The organism is Kluyvera cryocrescens NBRC 102467 (genome assembly GCF_001571285.1).
Classification (GTDB): Bacteria; Pseudomonadota; Gammaproteobacteria; order Enterobacterales; family Enterobacteriaceae; genus Kluyvera; species Kluyvera cryocrescens.
Map to the genome: position 1 here is coordinate 1 of NZ_BCTM01000032.1, position 17,582 is coordinate 17,582.

Consider the following 17,582-nt stretch of genomic DNA (forward strand, 5'->3'; position numbering starts at 1 on the left):
AAGTGGCACGAGGTAAAGAAAAACCCATAAATCTGACCATGTATCACTGATATCTTTTAGCTTATGAGATATTAGCGCGATTTCTTTGGTGGTGAATTGGCTCATTTTTCAGACTGTTACTTTTTCATTCTAAATTCGCAATGACATATAACATATAACATATAACATATAACATATAACATATAACATATAACATATAACATATAACATATAACATATAACATATAACATATAACATATAACATATAACATATAACATATAACATATAACATATAACATATAACATATATTACATCAATGAGTTACATTTCACCCCTATGTCAAATGGCGGGTCGCTTTCAGATTTACGTTCCGCCAGTGCCTCAAGTATTACTTTTCTACTATACCGATTTAGCGTATTGGCGTTGGAGGTGACCAGGTTTCCCTCAGTGCGAAAGCATGGGGAAAGCCATTATGATGGCGGTTCGGCAGAGTAAAGCGCTGTGGCGTTAATTTTCCGGACGCGGTGGCCACTCAATATCCGGCGCAGCGTCCAGTTCCAGCGCATCCAGCGCTTTCACATACAACCGCCAGGCTATTAGCTTTTGCTTATCCTCGTCGCTAATCAACCCCAGATTCAGATCCAAAATCCAGCCAGACATGATTTCTTCAGCCTCGGCTTTAAGCTGATTACGAACGGCCTCTGCATCGTTTACATCATCCGCATGAGTACGAACATATGCAGGATCCATCACCCACTCATCAGTAAAGCGATTATGCGTCATCGCGCCACCAGTGAAATCATCAGGAACAACCGCTGGGTAGTTCAGACCGCCGAATGATGAAGATGATGTGCTCCAGCTACGATTATCTTTCTGGCTTACGTAGATTGTTTTCATGCGGTGATCTTCCTTACATGGACACGTACAGGCAGGTTGTTCTGTGAAGTAGTTGCCGTAACTTGGTGTGCAGAACCAGTCTGGGTGCTAGTATTGCCCATCGATACATTACCGCACTGAACAACAATCCCCTGCCCTTCAACATAGCTTGCCAATACTCCGTAACCACCGTTAGCGTAAATCCAGCCTGAATTAGCCCATACGGGACCACCGGTAAGATCCACGCGCTGAATTTCAGCAATCACTTCAACTGGCTGGTTAATACCAAAGGGGTTATCAATTACCTTACGTTGGGATAGCGCCATCGTTCCGAAATCAAGCATTGCGTAATCCATACGAGCATTTGTAGCTATGATTTTCGCAAGTAATTCAGCATCACCAGCAGCGATGGCTGTCGCCAATACCAGAGCATCAATACTGCCACCGTTGGTGGCTTTCGCCGCGTAACGCACAGTCCAGCAACCTTGTACACGGTTGGGACGGATTTCTGTCACACCGTCCTGATACATTTTTTCATTACGATTCAGGTTTAAATCAAGGTCGGAACCGTAGTTAGCGTCTGCATTGTTCGCGCCGTATTGGTTTTGTCCATTAACCTGCGTATTTCGGCCAATATTAAGTGCATTTGTCGTTTTGGTATTATTCCCGTCCGTATTGCCTGCGGTTGGTGGGGTAAGCCCTCCAAGGATGCTATACCCATAGATATGCCCCTTCACGTTTGGCAGCGCAGACGCCCCCATTTTACCGTTATTTGCGGCAACTCCCCCGTCGCCAACATGCACAGGAATTTTTAAGGAGCCAGGCTGTACGCCATTATCGTCCGGCAGGCGCATTTTCCCCGGTGAAGATGTCAGCACATAGCAACCACGTTTTAATGGGTCCGACTGCCATTCTGCTTCGGTACATGTCGGGAGTTTACCGGCCACAGCTTTCGCGTACAGGTCGGCAAAGATGCCTGTCTGGTCTACTTCCTGCCCGTCGCGCGGCGCCGTGCCAGGCTCCAGCGCGGTGCGCATTTCCTGCCAGTCAATCTGGCCCAGAAAACCCGGCAGCATGTCGGCAATTTCTTCTTTCGAGAATACGTCCAGATTCTGGCGGGCCGCTGGTTTGTCGGTCAGGTCATCAAGATTGTTGGCATTCTGGAGCAAATTTTCAGGATGAACGGAAGCTGCCGAATTTGCTGCCTCCGTCGCTTTCAGGGCTGCTGTAGTGGCAAATTCCTCAGCATCGCTGGCGTGTTGCGCCGCCGAAACGTTAGATCTTCCAGCACCGGACTCTGCCGTCTCAGCTGCTAACTTGGCGGCCTGAGAATCAATTTTAGCCTGTATAGCTGTCTCGGATGCCTGTGTCGCAGTGTTCTTGTCTGTTGTCACTTGCTCGGCGTCGTTGTGAACCTGAGTCGCTAGCGCTTGCAGCGCAGACTCATCAATCGCCTCCAGCAGATCGGCAATTTTCTTCCATGATGGCCCAGAGAAGCTCGATCCGTCCGCCATTTTGATGGTTACATTGCCGTTTACTTCCAGCAGCTGATACCAATTATCAATTTCCAGAACGCGCTGACGTATAGCATAGGCCGTATCCGCTGCAATCTGCGCACTAATGCGGTTCAGCGTGTCCCGCGGCATTGCCGTCCATGCGCCGGCAGTGACTGCCGGGCCATTGTAGTTTCGTGCGAGAGTCAGCGCGGTATCGCTCTCAATCGTCTTTACCGGCAGTGTATATGTCACGCCGCCAGCCTTCGCCACAATAAAGTCACCGGCAGCCAGTTCGTTGTTAAAGGCGGTTCCGCTCCCCGTCACGGCTGCGGAGTTGTTTGTCAGGGTTAGGGTTCCTGCGCTCATGATTTCCTCACGTTATTCAAATTTGGATTTGTGACTGTTCTACCGCCTCACGCTATGACAACCCTTCCCGCGCGACTGGCTGCAACCCTTGTCCCTGAGACCTGGTACTGGAATTGAGTTTGAGTACTTCGTGGAGTCTTAACCGCCATCCTCAGGTACACCTTCTCCTCCCTTGTGGTTGTTGCCGGGATGGTGTAACCACTAAGATTGATTGGTGAAACCTGCCCACCGTTTGTGTACGAATAGCCAACCTGCTTGACTACAGTCCCGTCCTCAAGCACCAGTTCAAGTCTGATTTCAATGTATTCAGGGGAATTAACGCCTCGCAGGACCATATCTGAATCAATAACTCGCTCAAATAATTCACCGCTATAAGCGTAAATGTTGTAGTAATGCCAGGAGTTCCAGTTGACGGCGACGACAGTTGGCGAGATGGTCCGCGGGTTCATCTGTAGCGCATAAATATCCCCCTCAATTCTGTTGGCGTACACAGTGCCTTTAAACCATCCGTCAGTGCCGTAAATCGTCCCGCGGATCGTCATGTTGTTAAATTCAGCGTCACCATTCTTGTCAATATTCCATCCAGCTTCGCCAGGAGCCCAATTATCGGATCGGATGTACTGACCAATCTTCGTGTTGGTAATGCTTGCATCCCTGATAATTGCCTCACTCAGGAACGTCTGCCCGTTAATCACTGCAAACGGTGAAAACTGAGCATCCCCCTCGCCGCTCAGCAGAACAAACTGGTTAGCGTTAAACCCAATACGCGTTACAACCGGCTGCCCCGCTTCGGCGACGACCGCTACCGACATCCCCGCGCCATAGTACACATCATCAATGCGGACCCCGACTTTCAGCGTGTGAACCGCCGATGCACCATCGGCATCAACCACAGCCGTCAGCTTATCTTCCAGTGTCGCCGTCATGTTGCCGAGTTCGGCCTGCACGGTGGTAGACAGTTCAGCCATGGCGTTATCGACTTCGGCAATCGTCGTTTTCACAATCAGAATGTCCGCGCGAACTTCACCAAATTGCGCCCACTGATGCTCAATCGTCGCATTGTTAGCCAGCGCGTTTTGCAAAATACCTTCAATGTTCTGATCGATCTGGCCGGTCAACGCATCACCGTCTTTCGAGGTCATGAAATCGCCGGTAATGTCGCCCAGATAATCATCGGCGTTATCGTTCGCCATTCCCCTGATCCAGCTCGTCCAGTCGCTTTGATTGCCAATGCGGTCAACTAATCGCGCCCGGAACCAGAATTCTTGTCCTACTTTCAGCCCTAACTGGGTATATGTGTGTTGAGGGTAAGGAACACCTGCAAGCAGCAGCGGGTTATCGCCATTGCTATTCACTGAATACTGCAGTTCAGTTTGAAGAGTATCGCCACTATCTGCGGGGAAAGACCAGTCAAGCTGAATGCCCCAATTGATAGCGGTGGTACGCAGCCCAACAGGGATCGGTACATCACCAGTTCGCCCATTAAGGTGCGTTAATGCTGAAGTTGCCCATAGGCTGGATGCACCACCTGAGTTAATGGCCCGAACACGTACGAGATAATCACCTTCAAAAACATCTGGCACTTCAATATTTCTAAGGCCAGTATCGGGAAGGTTAATCCACTCATTATCTCCGCGACGCCACTGCACACGATATGAAACAACATCAGGCTGAGGTTTACCGTTTTCATCAAGGGGGGCATCCCATGTCGCAACCAGAGTAGCGGCGCGCTGCCCTTGACGCACTGAATCGTAACTCGACACACCAACATTACCTGGTTGACCAACAACACCAGTCGGTATCAGGCTGATAGGCGGCGTGTCCAGACGCGCATTGTTATCGACGGCATCATATTTCGAAGAGTTGTACTCTGCGCCGGTGATGCTGAAGGTGTTTTCCTCGTCGTTGAACGCCAGATTGGTCACACGGAAATACTGCAAACGCAACTGCCCCGCATCGATAACGAACACGGCGTTAGGCTGGGGTTGTGCAGTGAATGGCATACTCACTACAAGTTGTGCGCCGTTGACTGTCTGAATAACTCGGCTTTCAACGATGCCACCCAGAGTACGGATCATTAGCGTATCCCCAGCAACCGCACTGGTACCGCGGTCAGTCGTTACCGACCTTAGCGCAGCATCGTAGGCAACAACGCGGCCACCGTAAACTCTGCCCGACAGGCGCTCATCAGCAAAGGCAAACACAGTGCCAGGTACGTAGATATACCCGTCCAGGCCGGTCTGAAGCGTGATTATTCTGTCTAGAGAGTTCGAATATACAGCCCATCCACCGCGCCGCTGAGCTTCGCTCTCTCGAGTGCAGCCGATAGCTGTCAACTGCGTCTGTTTGAACTTGAATTGCTTCACTAGTTCAGGAAACATGACCGCCGTTGTGCGGTCCTGGTAGTGGTTGTCCGGGTCGCTGAAGTTAATAAGTGCGCTTGAATAGCGGTTTTTCTCGCTGCCGCTGGAATACGTAGGTTTCCCAACAACGGAGGCGCGAGTGAGGATTTGCAACTTTGACGTATCTGCTGGCATATCTGATATGACGTTGAACATGTTGCTGCCCCAAAACGTCATACCATTAAATCCTGCAGCTATGTCCTTGATCACCTGCCAGGCATCAGCCTGGGCCTGGATATAAACGTCGAACATAAAGCGAGGCTCTGTACCATCGCCGCCTTTACCGTCCGGTATTTTCTGATCACAGCGCTGGGCGATACGGTAAAGCTCCCATTTATCGAGCATATCAATGGTGACACGACGCCCCAGCCCAAACCGCGGCTCAGTGAGAACATCAAACCAAATCCATGCAGGATTATTCGTCCATCCCCACTTGAATGTGCCATCCCAGGTCCCGACATATGTGCGCGCAACCGGATCGTAGTTCTGCGGTATTCGGATGATTCGCCCTTTGGGCTTGCACGAAATTTTGGGGATATTGCTGAATGATTTGGCGTTAAACGACACATACAGCAGCGCAGTATGCGGATAACGCAGACGGGCATCTATGACTTCAGTGATGGCCTGCACCTGGGTTTTGTTCTGCAGCATCGCGCTAGTGCTGTCGGCTGTGTCGCGAACAACGCGAATCTGCCAGCCGGTTGTGGCTTTAGGTAAATTGATGCGGTGCGTTAGCTCATAAAGCGAACTTAGTTTTTCATTAACCGTTTTGGTCATTACGGTGCGGTAGGTACCGCCATCCGTCGCAACGTCGATATGATATCTGACGGAGGTCCCGACGATATCTCCGTTATTTTCCTGCCGTTGCAGCCCAGTGATACCGACACGCACCAGTACAGCATCAATTTGAGTATTGCTGATCGCACGAGTCCATGGTGCAGCCTTCGTCAACGGAACCCCAATGCTGGTTTCATTTTCGACGGCTGGAAAGCCAGGGATTGGCTCCTGGACCTGAGTGCCAGGGCGGAAATCCCATGACACACTCTCAAAGTTCATAGAACCATCAGTATTGCCCAAAGGCGTACCATCCAGGAAGATGCGTGTGGCGTCCAACCCACCAGCAAATTCACCCTCCCCCAGCGCCAGCAGCATGCGGCAGCGCGCCATTGACTGAGCTGAATCAGGCTGTTCTACGGGCGTGTGTTGTTTCTGGCTGCCGCCCTTTGCACCAGTAATCGTTGCCATATTGCATCCATAAAAAAAGCACCCGAATAGGTGCTAAGTGATGAGTGGGAAGCTGTTAAATATCCTCAGCCACGATCCCTGCGCTGATAATGGCGCCGCCGATCTCTCTTTCGCCGTACAGAGCAGCGACAGGGTTGCCCATCGCTAGGGTGTTTACTGAACCGCCGAACGCGTAGGAAGGTTTGTTGTCTGGATCGTCGCGACCCTGCAAGCCTTTAGGCTGGGGCGACAGCATCTGATATAACCCACCAGCCATCATTGATGCGCCGGACATTACAAGCCCAGCACCGAATGTCAAACCAGCTCCAGTCCATCCCGTCGCTACACCGATAATTACCCCAGCAACAACCATCACCGCCCCCAGAATGGTCTGGAACATGCCCGCCTTCTTCGCCCCTTCCATTATGGGTGCGATGCGAATATCACTGTCACCGGCCAGTTCTTTAAAATCACTGACGCCGATGTTTCGCCTGCCACGAAAAACCGCAAACGTCATGCCGTTTTTTTTTGCGTTCATCAGGTAGCTTTCCATCCCATCCAGATTAATGCAGAGCGCCTTCACAGCTTCCGCTGACGTCTGCACGGCCAACTTATGCACCCTCCCAAACCTGGCGCCAAGCGCGCCATAAAGTCGGATCGTAGTTAAACGCGCCATGGTTTAATCTCCCGCGGTAGGTTTTTATGGCGGACGCAAATCATCGTCCTGTCTTTGAAATAGCCGCGTGAGTACGGAGTGATGCAGGAGGGTTGTCCGTAGAGGTGATGAAGCAACTCGCCTTCTTCTGTAATGATCCCCGCGTGATTCCACTTGGCAGATTCAACCTGCATGATAACCATGCAGCCTGGCAAAGGGTCGCATTCGACAAAACCTTCTTTCTCCCAGTTATCGAAGTAGAGGTTGTCCGGGTACTGGCTTTCCCACCACGGGTAATCGACGCGAAAATCGTTAAGCATGACGCCCTGAGTGGCATGCCAGTCCATGACCAAGCCCCAGCAGTCGTGAGAGCCCAGAATGAACGGACGCCCGATAAGCGGTATGGCATCTGGCGTGATTTCGGCATATTCATCACAGTCCGGAGCATAGATGCCCCATACGACACCTGACTGGTTGCATTGCTGGTGATCGAGGTCTGATGGGATGGCCCTGGCACCATCACCAGGGTGTGAGTGAATGACTCGAATAATGGTTCCTGCATCCTCGGCATTTGCCCAATGCTCACCATCAATACGGAAGTGCTCAGTTGGATTATCGTGGCTGTTCAATACCGGGATATAACGCTGACGTCGCCCTGACTGAATGACGAAGCCGCAGCACTCACGCGGTGACTCCTCCAGCGCATGCGCCCGGATGGCAGCCATTATTGTTTTATTCATATTGATGTCCGATTATCGGGAAAAAAGCACGGTTGCGGGGAAGCCACCAAAATCGAGAACGGCGGTATTCTGCTCCGCCAGGCCAGCGCCAAATCGCTTACGACAGTCGCTAAGGCAACCACCGCATACGTCCAGAGCAGGGTCTGCGACTGCATTACCTTTCGCATCGAAATACGCCGCGCCGTTGTAGGTGCAGCCATCTCCGCTGCGATATTGCCCGCGCAATGCCCACTCACAGAGAGATGTGATCTGCCGGGATGGGATCACGAGGTTCTGCAAATCCGCAGGGCTACTGAGTGACCACGTAACCACCTCATCATCCTCGGAAGTTTTGGTGTCCAGCCAGAAGGTCTGAAGAGTGAACATTGTCGGGTCAGCGGAAGGATTGGTGCTGCCAGGGAAGTTAGCAGCATCAAGGTATACCCACGCAAAAAATTGCGTGAAGATATTCCCGGAATCGTTCATTTTCATAGTCTCTCACCTCGCTGCGTGGCGGGTGCTGTGTGTTTTAAAGGGGGCAGGCTCTCGGGTCTATATAACGGCAACACGAAGTGAAGGTTCCCGGAGCCTGATAAAGAAAAAGGCCAGCTCAGAGGAGCGGGCCCGATATTTGATGGATTATGTTGATACAGAGGTGTTGCTAATCGATATTAAAGAATAATGCGCCTGCAAGCAGAATAACAACTGCGATGAATATTAGAATAATCATTATCATTTTTCGTTGCAACCCGTAAGCAATCATAGCCAGAGCTAAGACAAGGACCGATAAAATAGGCCATGTACTTTCAAAAAAGAATAGCATCTTGGTTACTCATATAAATCACTATTAACTTTTAGACTACGGCATACCAATAATTATATCAAACCACACTCTCGCAGTGGCCACGCTCATGCCCTTGAGGTGCTGTCGCTCTATCGCCGCTGATAACCGGTGCGCGTCTGGCGTTCGCGCTGCTCTACCGGAGCTATTTTTAATACATGAACCTTAACCCATCGCTACACAGGCTCGCTCAATGGCGACTCAGTGCAGTATCATGACTGCTGCTTTGCCTTTCGGCTGCGGTCTATCCGTTTACTGATGCATTTTCTTACCCTCCAGAAACGCAAAAACCCCACGGGATTAACCGCAGGGTTTGAATGTTTGTTTCTTATCGTTTTGCCGCCATTTACATTTAAGGCAGCATATCAAAGTAGACTCAAATATGGCCTATTTAATTGACTTTTGCAATACCTTGCTGTGAAAAATCCGATTTTTGTTGCGATCGTGTTCTCACCGCGCAGAGAAGAGAATCACCATCTAGCCGCTTAAAGATGGCGCACATGGCCCGCCAATAGTCGGCGTAGTTATGGCACCAGTTACCCTGGATACGCTGGATGAAGAGATCGCACTGGCCACGTTGCCAATGGATTTCGACATCTACAATATTCCGGGTTCAATTCATCGCCGGGCTAAAGAGATCGTCAGCAAGAAAGAAAGCCCATTCAAAGAGTGGTCCGCCGCCCTACGCAAATGTGCTGGCATCCTGGACTATTCGCGCGCCGCTATCTTCGCACTTATCCGCGGCGCCGCAGAGAACGTTCACCACTTCCCGGTCAGCCTGCAGACGTATATCAACGCGAACCTGACGGAATCCAATCACCAGCACCCAACCAAAGAAACCCTGGCGGCAGCCGGTCACGTGCCAGAAAAAAGCTGGGAAAACGAGATTAACGAGAAGGTCGCAGCAGAGCAGCAGGCAGCAGCCAAACAGCCAGAAATCGCCAACGTGGGCGGAGGGATTTTCTCCATCGATGGCTTGATGAATGCCCCAGCAAAACCAACCGAGGAAACCACCAACCATGTGCAGATGGAAGAGACTGAGCGCGCCGAAGGCGAAACTAACGATGCGGTATCAGCAGGCGAAGGTGCTGTGGAAGATGATCAGCAGACAGATACCGTAGCGGAGATCGTATGTACTGGTTGCGGCGCTGTCGGTGGCGGCCACTGTCCGGAATGCGGGCCCGTTGTTGGCGATGCTACCTACGCAGCAATGGAAGCGGATTTGAAAGAAGAAGCTAATGCGCGTGAACTTGAAGGCATCAACGCGGAAATTCTGGCCGCTGCAGCGCCGAGCCTGGCGAACCATGAAGCGGCAGATGTAAACCAAAAACCGGAAAACGTGAATCAAAATGACGGTTCTGCGCATCAGGAAGACCAAAATGCGCATCAAAACAGCCCAGAAGTGAATCAGGACAAACCAGAAGGGAATCAGCCAGAGCCGGTTGCCGAATACCCTGCTTTCTTCGAGCCTGGTCGTTATGAAGGTCTGCCAAACGAGGTTTACCACGCGGCGAACGGTATCAGCTCAACACAGGTTAAAGATGCCCGCGTGTCCCTGATGTACTTCAATGCGCGCCACGTCGAGAAGACCATCACGAAAGAGCGCTCTCCGGTTCTGGATATGGGCAACTTAGTGCATGCGCTGGCGCTGCAACCTGAACAACTGGAGGCCGAATTCAGCGTTGAACCGGTTATTCCTGAAGGTGCATTCACCACAACTGCAACGATCCGCGCGTTCATTGATGAGCATAACTCCAGCCTGCCAGCGCAGCTGTCAACTGACGATATTAAGGCACTGATTGAAGCTCACAACGCTACCCTGCCGCCACTGGTAGCACTTGGCGATGACGCTACACAGACCGGTGAAAATTACATGTCTCTCCCAGCAGAGTTTCAACGTGTTGAAGAGGGGCAAAAAGTCACAGCGGCCAAAATGAAAGCCTGTATCAAAGAGTACAACGCTACCCTACCGCAGCAGGTGAAAACCAGCGGCAGCCGTGACGCTCTGCTCGAGCAGCTGGCGGTGATTAATCCTGATCTGGTTGCACAGGAAGCGCAGAAGCCTCAGCCGTTGAAAGTCTCCGGCACGAAAGCCGATCTGATTCAGGCCGTGAAGGCTGTAAATCCTGACGCTGTGTTTGCCGACGAACTGGTGGATGCATGGCGCGAAAACCCGGAAGGAAAAGTGCTGGTCACCCGCCAGCAACTGCGCACTGCACTGAACATTCAGAAAGCTTTGCTCCAGCACCCGACCGCCGGCAAGTTGCTGACGCACCCGAGCCGCGCTGTTGAGGTGAGTTATTTCGGATTCGACGATGAAACCGGGCTGGAAGTGCGTGTGCGTCCGGATCTGGAAATCGACCTGGATGGTGTGCGTATCGGTGCCGACCTGAAAACTATCAGCATGTGGAACATCAAGCAGGAAGGCCTCCGCGCCAAGTTACACCGGGAGATCATCGACCGCGATTATCACCTGAGCGCAGCCATGTACTGCGAGACGGCAGCACTTGACCAGTTCTTCTGGATTTTCGTCAACAAAGACGAGAACTACCACTGGATCGCCATTATCGAGGCATCTGTCGAGCTGCTTGAACTGGGCATGCTGGAGTACCGCAAGGCGATGCGCGCCATTGCAACCGGATTTGATACTGGAGAGTGGCCAGCGCCAATCACCGCTGATTACACCGATGAACTGAACGACTTCGACCAACGCCGCCTTGAAGCGCTGCGTACTCAGGCATAAGGGGAATGATGATGGAAAATATGAATATCGTAACTGCTGAGCAGCAGACTCCAAACACTATCTCTGCCAGTAACTCAATCTTCAATGTCCAAGCCTTGGGCCAGTTGCAGGCTTTTGCCGGTTTGATGGCTCAATCTGTAGTCACAGTGCCTGCACACCTCGCAGGAAAGCCTGCCGATTGCATGGCGATCGTAATGCAAGCCATGCAGTGGGGCATGAACCCTTACGCAGTGGCGCAAAAAACACATCTGGTAAACGGCCAGTTGGGTTACGAAGCGCAGCTTGTTAACGCCGTAATAACCAGTTCCAGCGCCATTAATGGCCGTTTCCATTATCGCTATGGCGGTGACTGGTCACGTTGCACCAGAACCAAAGAAGTGTCCCGCGAGAAAACAGGTAAGAATGGTAAGTACACCGTTACCGAACGCGTTCGCGACTGGACTGATGAAGACGAAGAGGGGCTCTATGTTGAGGTCGGCGCAATTCTTCGTGGCGAAAGTGAAATCACCTGGGACAAACCTCTATACCTGTCACAGGTAGTTACCCGAAATTCGCCATTGTGGGTTTCAAAACCAGACCAGCAAATAGCCTATCTCGGCGTGAAATACTGGGCGCGGTTGTACTGCCCGCATGTGATTCTCGGGGTTTATACACCAGATGAGGTTGAGCAACATACCGAGCGTGAAATCAACCCGGCGCCGCAGCGCGTAAACCTGAAAGAGATCGCCAGTGACACTGTCGCAACCACCAGCAGCGCGCGTGAATCCACCGTAAATGTTGATGCCATCGCTGACGAATTCCGGGACCGGATTGATTCCGCCGAAGATATCGACGCAGCGAAAGCCGTGGGCGAAGACATTAACCAGGCCAAGGCGACTTTGGGCTCAGCACTGTTCACCGAACTCAAGAACAAAGCCACGCAGCGTTATCACCGGGTGAATGCTCGGAACAAAATCGAGGCAACGATTAACTCCCTGCCGTCTGCCGGCGAACCGGATGCGGCCGAGTTGTTCACGAAGTCAGAAGCAACACTCAATGCTGCGCGCCGTCACCTGGGCGACGAATTGTATGAGCAGTTCCGCGTAACCCTCGACGATATGAAACCGGAATACGTTGGCTAACGGAGGTCGGCCCCGTATGGGGCCGGATACCAGCATGGTAAGTAAAATTGAACGTCAGAACGCGGTCGCCAATTACCTGCTTGATAACCAGCAGGCCAGCCCCGCAGAGATCAGCGAAGCCCTTTGCATGACAGACCGGGCAACACGCTACATCGTCAGTTTGATGGTGAATAACGGCATGATTATCCGCACCAAAAACATCATTGATGGTCGGTGTCATAGGCTTGCGTTAAGCGATTGGTATGCCGACGAACTCGCAAACGGCCCAGCAGCGGAACCTGCTGCAGTCAATCAATTACGGCAATTAGAGACTACCGCAACGCAACTGGAACAGCGCGGTTTATGGCGCCGGGCGGCCACTGTGTGGGCCGAATTATCCCGCATGCAGCAAACGGTCACCGGCGTCGCAATGATTGCCACACAACGCAATCGCTGCATCAGGACTGCGAGGGCGCGAGCATGAAGCTAATTAACCGCGGCAGCAAGCAATCACCTATCGCGCGTCAGGCATGCGAGATAGCGCTGGCAACACACCAGAAACGCTACGGCGACTATGGACGCAGCAAGATGACAGAGATGTACACCATCCGCGTTGAAGGGGTGAAGATCACTGTTGAAGTGGTGAACCGGAAGGCAAGCTATGTGGCCACAGCAATGACGGGGATGCGACGGTTGCGTACGCTGCCAGGCCAAGTGTCTTGATATTGAATTATCACCATATTATTACTGGCAGCTCTATAATCAGCTGCCAGCAGGAGGAAAAATGGCAAAGCTAATGAACCTGCTGGAATGGGCAAACTCTGTTTACTCAACTCCGCCCTCTTTATCAACTCTTCGCCGCTGGTGCCGCGAAGGTCGTATTTACCCCGCGCCTGAGCGCCACGGTAAAGAATACCGCCTGCTTCCGGATTCTATATATGTTGATCCAAGCAAAAAGAACTTACGCCCAAAAGCACCAAAACAAGAACTGCCAACTAAAGGCACTTTACTGGAGAGACTGAAACATGGCGAACAGGCCGGTACGTTACGACGCTAATTTGCCCCGTAATCTGACCTTTCGCAAAAGAGATAAGCTTTATTCATGGCGCAACCCGATCACCGGACAGGAAGTATCACTCGGTCGGGTTGCCCGTAAAGATGCGGTTGCTCAAGCCATAGAGGCAAACAACTACATCGACCAAAACTATCTACCATCTACGCTCCTTGAGAAAATCAAAGACGTGCCCACCTTCACAGTGTCGGCATGGCTGGAGCGTTATGTCGTAATTCTTGAGCGAAGGGAATTAAAACCCAACACCATGAAGGTAAGGAAAAATCAGATATCAACAATCAAAGAAGAGTTTGGAAGAATACCGCTTACCTCAATCACGACCAAAGATATCGCTGAGTTTCTGGAATATTACATCGTATGCGACAAGAAGAGCATGGCATCCGGGCTGAGGTCAGTATTACTCGACATTTTCAGGGAGGCTATTGTTGAAGGCCACATAGACCGTAATCCAGCTGAACCGACTCGCGCGCCAACACCGAAGGTTAAGCGGGAAAGGCTGGTCATGGAGCAATTCGTCGCAATAAGGGAAAGAGCAGATACCCACTCAATATGGGCTCCAAATGCAATGGACCTGGCTTTGGTTACTGGACAGCGAAGAGAGGACGTCGCGGGCTTCAAATTCTCTGATGTGAAAGATGGGCTTCTGTTCATAACGCAGGAGAAAACTGGCCATAAACTGGCAATCCCTCTGGATCTGAAGCTTGAGATTATGGGGCTCGTTTTACAGGATGTGATCGACCGGTGCAGAATCAACAACCCGAGCGACTTTATGATTTACTCGCCGGTCCGAAATGGGGGGAGGAAGCCGGGACCTCTGAGGCCGGATGCACTCACCCAGGCTTTTGCGGATATTAGAGACTTGTCAGGTGTAAAGTTTGGCCCCAACCCGCCACCATTCCATGAGATCAGAAGCTTGTCAGGAAGGCTTTATGAGAAGGAGCGTGGAGAGAAATTTGCGCAGCGGCTTTTGGGACACAAAAATTTAACAATGACGCAAAAATACCTGGACTCTCGAGGTGCAGAGTATGATATGGTTTAGACAGGATATCGACATTTCGGGGGATTTTCGGGGAATTTCGTGTAACACCTGAAAATAACCAATAGAATCAAGCGCATAAAAAAAGACCGAATACGATTCCTGTATTCGGTCCAGGGAAATGGCTCTTGGGAGAGAGCCGTGCGCTAAAAGTTGGCATTAATGCAGGCTCAATCGCCTTGCTTTATAAGAATAGATGACCGTGACAGGTTTTCCAGTCCGCAGGCTCTGCGAGCGGAAAATTTTCGTCGAATAAACGGCATATAATAAAAAAACCGCAGCCATTCCTGATGAATGATTGCGGTTTTTTATTGTTTATTAAGCCGTTACTTTCAGAATCAGCAAAGTTTCTCTGCGCGTTCAATAAACGGCGCCAGGCTCATTTTCACACCGGGCTGTTTAGGATCATCAACCTGGATGATACTCAGCGGCTGCGCCTGCGTTTTTCCGGCTTTGACCTGCGCCTCAGCGACATCATTTAACGGATACTGCACCAACGTGCTCGGATTGATGACGTACAGCGCCTTATCCGCACGGCAGGTCAACATCACCTCTTCACGATTAAACGCCCACTTATCCTTACCGACTTCAAAGCGACTGACGGTGATTATCTGTGCCGCTAGCGCGGAACCAGAGACCGTGAATAACAACAAAGAGAGAATAATTTTTTTCATGGTTTCGCCATTTCATTAAAAGGGTTCCCAGGTAGCAAACGTGCTCACGCACGCCAGAACTAAAGCCCCCAAAACAATTTCAGCCTGCGTGGTCCGCATAAAAACGGTTTGTACCCGCGTATTGGTCGCCGACATTCTCGGTACCAGAACATAGCGGTTCACCAGCGCCATCAGGACCATTAAACCGACAATTCCGCATTTCACCCACAGTGCAAGACCGTAGGCCGTGGCGGTGGTTAGCCCCCCCTGAATCAGCCACGCGTTAACCAGCCCGGTGGCGATCGCCCCGGCAACAGCAAGATGACCGTAGCGGGAATAACGCATCATCGTGGTGATGGCAAGCTGTCGCCAGCGGCCTTTGGCTAAGCGTAAACAGTACAGGAACGGCACCAATCCGCCGACCCATGCCGCGGCACAGAGAAGATGGAACGCATGATTGACGCGCTGTAATGCGCCCAATGCGCCATCAGACATCGCGGCGTGGCCGACCCCGGCCAGCAGGATAAACTGTGCGACGCACAGAAGCAAAAGCCGCCGCATCATCTGTCGCGGCCGTACCCACAGCACGCCAAGGGTGACCCAGGCCAACACAATCTGCCACAGCCAAACGCTGCCGAACTGAGTTTGCAGCACCGCCTGCCAGATTTCCGGGCGCCAGGTATCCGACCAGCCCCCGCCCATCAGACCGCCTTGCACCACCAGCATCAGCATTGCGGAGACCGCCCCCGCAATAAGGGAGGCGCGAAGCAAACCCGAAAAGCGCTGGATTAGCAGGCGCCGTAACGCAGCAGGCGCCCACCAGCCGGCATACAGCGTGCATCCAAACGCCATCATCAGCGCGGCAAAATGAATAAAACGGAGTCCGATATAGAGCACGCTTAGCATGATTACTTCACGCTAAACTGATACTGGCCTTTGGTTTTATGCCCGTCGACGGAAACGACATGCCATTCGACGGTATAAATGCCGGATGCCAGCGCTTCAGGCAAAGGCACGATGAGCTGCGTTTTATCGCTTTCGCTGCGCGTCGCTTTACCCGTCTTTAGCGTCTTCCCATCAGCCCCTTTTAAGGTCACACCGCTAAAATTCGCTTCAATACCTTCGGAGAAATTCAGCGTTAAGGCCTGGGGTGCGGGACTGACCTCAGCATCAGCCGGCGGCGTTTGCTGCTGTAGATGCGCGTGAGCCCAGACCGGCGATGCACTGAAGGCGCTCAGCAGGAACAGCGTGGTGCAGAGTGCGCGAGGCGTGGTGAATTTCATTTCCATCATTCCTTTTTGTTATCAATCTATCTCAAAGAATAACGCTGTATAATGTACGAGTCGAGATGAGCACCCTCCGGACTTGCCATTTTGCGATACTCTTAGTAACTTTTGCGCCGGTAATCGAAGGAGAACATCATGCAAACTAATCTGGCTAACCTTCCGCAAGACGAAATGGACAAAGTGAACGTTGACCTGGCCGCCGCCGGCGTGGCTTTCAAAGAGCGTTACAATATGCCTATCGTCGCTGAAGTGGTCGAACGCGAACAGCCTGAACATTTGCGGGGCTGGTTTCGCGAACGATTGATTGCCCATCGCCTCGCGTCGGTCAATCTTTCCCGACTTCCGTACGAGCCGAAAGCCAAATAATCATTACCCTTGGTGACATTTTCTTACAGAGAATCAAGTACCATTACGCAGGATAAAAGGCCAATTCAACGTGTTGAGGGATGCAACTATGCTGACATGGACTATTGCTGCAGCGCAATATGCGCCTCGTAAGGGAGATGTTGCTGAGAACATCACCCACCATCTTCGTTTTATCGATGCCGCCGCCGAACAGGCATGCAAAGTTATTATTTTCCCGGAGCTGTCGCTGACCGGTCCTGATGACAACCAAACGCTTCCCACCCCACCGCCAGATAGTGAACTTCAGCCGCTCAGCGATGCCGCTCAGCGTTATCAGATGACCATTATTGCCGGCCTGCCGGTGGATAAAAACGGCGCGCGGATTAAGGGGATTGTTATTTTCAATCCTGATAGCGGCCACCCCACTAAGCACCAGCAGGGACACGGAACCTGCCTGGCGCCGGAATCCAGCCAGATTAGCGTGTTTGAGCTTAATAACGATGGCTGTGAGCTCTCCTCCCAGGCTTCACTGCTGGCGACCGTCAGTTCGATGGCGGAGCCCCAACAGCAGCGCACTACCGATCGTTTACAGCGCTTTGCCCACAAGTACGCGATCGCCGTCTTGAAATCCAACTATGCCAGCGGCCGCTTTTCCGGCGGAAGCGCCCTGTGGGATGAAAACGGTCAGCTCATCGTTCGCGCCGACGGCGGAGAACTGCTGCTTACCGGCAGAAAAAGTGCTCAGGGTTGGCAAGGCGAGATCATTCCTTTACGCTAGTCGTTTTT

15 protein-coding genes and 3 pseudogenes are annotated in these 17,582 nt (G+C 51.8%); 8 read left to right on the forward strand and 10 right to left on the reverse strand.

The window, feature by feature from the left end; all coding sequences use genetic code 11:
• Window positions 1-489: 489 nt before the first annotated feature.
• The 7 genes and pseudogenes from KCR01S_RS19120 to KCR01S_RS24420 all read right to left on the reverse strand — a co-directional run.
• Window positions 490-879 (reverse strand): tail fiber assembly protein, encoded by a 390-nt coding sequence (locus tag KCR01S_RS19120; protein WP_061284657.1) that lies wholly within the window; start codon window positions 877-879, stop codon window positions 490-492.
• Window positions 876-2,720: a hypothetical protein gene (locus tag KCR01S_RS19125; RefSeq protein ID WP_061284658.1), complete on the reverse strand. Its 1,845-nt coding sequence runs from the start codon at window positions 2,718-2,720 to the stop codon at window positions 876-878. The genes KCR01S_RS19120 and KCR01S_RS19125 overlap by 4 nt, the downstream gene beginning before the upstream one ends.
• A 47-nt stretch (window positions 2,721-2,767) precedes the next feature.
• On the reverse strand, window positions 2,768-6,367 hold the full coding sequence (locus tag KCR01S_RS19130; RefSeq protein ID WP_244886219.1) for a TipJ family phage tail tip protein: 3,600 nt from the start codon (window positions 6,365-6,367) through the stop codon (window positions 2,768-2,770).
• 55 nt (window positions 6,368-6,422) lie between these two features.
• Window positions 6,423-7,022, reverse strand: a complete 600-nt coding sequence (locus KCR01S_RS19135) for a tail assembly protein (protein WP_061284659.1) — start codon at window positions 7,020-7,022, stop codon at window positions 6,423-6,425.
• Complete coding sequence (locus KCR01S_RS19140) at window positions 7,010-7,741, reverse strand: C40 family peptidase (RefSeq protein WP_061284660.1); 732 nt, start codon at window positions 7,739-7,741, stop codon at window positions 7,010-7,012. The genes KCR01S_RS19135 and KCR01S_RS19140 overlap by 13 nt, the downstream gene beginning before the upstream one ends.
• Before the next feature lie 12 nt (window positions 7,742-7,753).
• The gene (locus KCR01S_RS19145) at window positions 7,754-8,212 is read right to left on the reverse strand and encodes a phage minor tail protein L (RefSeq protein ID WP_420883589.1); all 459 of its coding nucleotides are present in this window, start codon (window positions 8,210-8,212) and stop codon (window positions 7,754-7,756) included.
• A 740-nt stretch (window positions 8,213-8,952) separates the two neighbouring features.
• Window positions 8,953-9,099 (reverse strand): annotated as a pseudogene (locus KCR01S_RS24420) (bacteriophage antitermination protein Q); the annotation flags it as partial.
• Window positions 9,100-9,948: 849 nt separating this feature from the next.
• Here KCR01S_RS24420 and KCR01S_RS25385 point away from each other — a divergent pair.
• The 6 genes and pseudogenes from KCR01S_RS25385 to KCR01S_RS19175 all read left to right on the forward strand — a co-directional run.
• Window positions 9,949-11,304, forward strand: a pseudogene (locus tag KCR01S_RS25385) (PD-(D/E)XK nuclease-like domain-containing protein); the annotation flags it as partial.
• A pseudogene (locus KCR01S_RS19155) lies at window positions 11,279-12,425 on the forward strand (RecT family recombinase). The pseudogenes KCR01S_RS25385 and KCR01S_RS19155, both read left to right, overlap by 26 nt.
• Before the next feature lie 34 nt (window positions 12,426-12,459).
• Window positions 12,460-12,888: a PerC family transcriptional regulator gene (locus KCR01S_RS19160; protein WP_167348840.1), complete on the forward strand. Its 429-nt coding sequence runs from the start codon at window positions 12,460-12,462 to the stop codon at window positions 12,886-12,888.
• A complete protein-coding gene (locus KCR01S_RS19165) occupies window positions 12,885-13,127 on the forward strand; it encodes a DUF4060 family protein (protein WP_061284662.1) in 243 nt (80 codons plus the stop codon). Before KCR01S_RS19160 ends, KCR01S_RS19165 begins: the two co-directional genes overlap by 4 nt.
• 61 nt (window positions 13,128-13,188) lie before the next feature.
• A complete protein-coding gene (locus KCR01S_RS19170) occupies window positions 13,189-13,461 on the forward strand; it encodes an excisionase (RefSeq protein ID WP_061284663.1) in 273 nt (90 codons plus the stop codon).
• The gene (locus KCR01S_RS19175; RefSeq protein WP_061284664.1) at window positions 13,430-14,515 is read left to right on the forward strand and encodes a tyrosine-type recombinase/integrase; all 1,086 of its coding nucleotides are present in this window, start codon (window positions 13,430-13,432) and stop codon (window positions 14,513-14,515) included. The genes KCR01S_RS19170 and KCR01S_RS19175 overlap by 32 nt, the downstream gene beginning before the upstream one ends.
• Window positions 14,516-14,850: 335 nt before the next feature.
• Here the strand turns inward: KCR01S_RS19175 and KCR01S_RS19180 are convergent, their stop codons facing one another.
• From KCR01S_RS19180 to yobA, 3 genes are read right to left on the reverse strand one after another with little or no spacing between them, the layout of a single operon-like run.
• On the reverse strand, window positions 14,851-15,186 hold the full coding sequence (locus KCR01S_RS19180) for a YebY family protein (protein WP_061284665.1): 336 nt from the start codon (window positions 15,184-15,186) through the stop codon (window positions 14,851-14,853).
• Window positions 15,187-15,201: 15 nt separating this feature from the next.
• Window positions 15,202-16,071, reverse strand: a complete 870-nt coding sequence (gene copD / locus KCR01S_RS19185; RefSeq protein ID WP_061284666.1) for a copper homeostasis membrane protein CopD — start codon at window positions 16,069-16,071, stop codon at window positions 15,202-15,204.
• 2 nt (window positions 16,072-16,073) lie between these two features.
• Window positions 16,074-16,448, reverse strand: a complete 375-nt coding sequence (gene yobA / locus KCR01S_RS19190) for a CopC domain-containing protein YobA (protein ID WP_061284667.1) — start codon at window positions 16,446-16,448, stop codon at window positions 16,074-16,076.
• A gap of 138 nt (window positions 16,449-16,586) precedes the next feature.
• Between yobA and KCR01S_RS19195 the strand changes: the two genes are divergently transcribed.
• Entirely contained in the window at window positions 16,587-16,817 is a 231-nt protein-coding gene (locus tag KCR01S_RS19195; RefSeq protein WP_061284668.1) for a DNA polymerase III subunit theta, read from the forward strand.
• 88 nt (window positions 16,818-16,905) lie between these two features.
• On the forward strand, window positions 16,906-17,574 hold the full coding sequence (locus KCR01S_RS19200; RefSeq protein ID WP_061284669.1) for a carbon-nitrogen hydrolase family protein: 669 nt from the start codon (window positions 16,906-16,908) through the stop codon (window positions 17,572-17,574).
• Window positions 17,575-17,582: the final 8 nt, after the last annotated feature.

Coding starts and splice junctions, on each gene's coding strand:
- KCR01S_RS19165 (WP_061284662.1), top strand. CDS start 12,885: ATGAAGCTAATTAACCGCGGCAGCAAGCAATCACCTATCGCGCGTCAG.
- KCR01S_RS19200 (WP_061284669.1), top strand. CDS start 16,906: ATGCTGACATGGACTATTGCTGCAGCGCAATATGCGCCTCGTAAGGGA.
- KCR01S_RS19135 (WP_061284659.1), bottom strand. CDS start 7,022: ATGGCGCGTTTAACTACGATCCGACTTTATGGCGCGCTTGGCGCCAGG.
- KCR01S_RS19130 (WP_244886219.1), bottom strand. CDS start 6,367: ATGGCAACGATTACTGGTGCAAAGGGCGGCAGCCAGAAACAACACACG.
- KCR01S_RS19120 (WP_061284657.1), bottom strand. CDS start 879: ATGAAAACAATCTACGTAAGCCAGAAAGATAATCGTAGCTGGAGCACA.
- KCR01S_RS19125 (WP_061284658.1), bottom strand. CDS start 2,720: ATGAGCGCAGGAACCCTAACCCTGACAAACAACTCCGCAGCCGTGACG.
- KCR01S_RS19140 (WP_061284660.1), bottom strand. CDS start 7,741: ATGAATAAAACAATAATGGCTGCCATCCGGGCGCATGCGCTGGAGGAG.
- KCR01S_RS19145 (WP_420883589.1), bottom strand. CDS start 8,212: ATGAAAATGAACGATTCCGGGAATATCTTCACGCAATTTTTTGCGTGG.
- yobA (WP_061284667.1), bottom strand. CDS start 16,448: ATGAAATTCACCACGCCTCGCGCACTCTGCACCACGCTGTTCCTGCTG.
- KCR01S_RS19180 (WP_061284665.1), bottom strand. CDS start 15,186: ATGAAAAAAATTATTCTCTCTTTGTTGTTATTCACGGTCTCTGGTTCC.
- copD (WP_061284666.1), bottom strand. CDS start 16,071: ATGCTAAGCGTGCTCTATATCGGACTCCGTTTTATTCATTTTGCCGCG.
- KCR01S_RS19170 (WP_061284663.1), top strand. CDS start 13,189: ATGGCAAAGCTAATGAACCTGCTGGAATGGGCAAACTCTGTTTACTCA.
- KCR01S_RS19160 (WP_167348840.1), top strand. CDS start 12,460: ATGGTAAGTAAAATTGAACGTCAGAACGCGGTCGCCAATTACCTGCTT.
- KCR01S_RS19175 (WP_061284664.1), top strand. CDS start 13,430: ATGGCGAACAGGCCGGTACGTTACGACGCTAATTTGCCCCGTAATCTG.
- KCR01S_RS19195 (WP_061284668.1), top strand. CDS start 16,587: ATGCAAACTAATCTGGCTAACCTTCCGCAAGACGAAATGGACAAAGTG.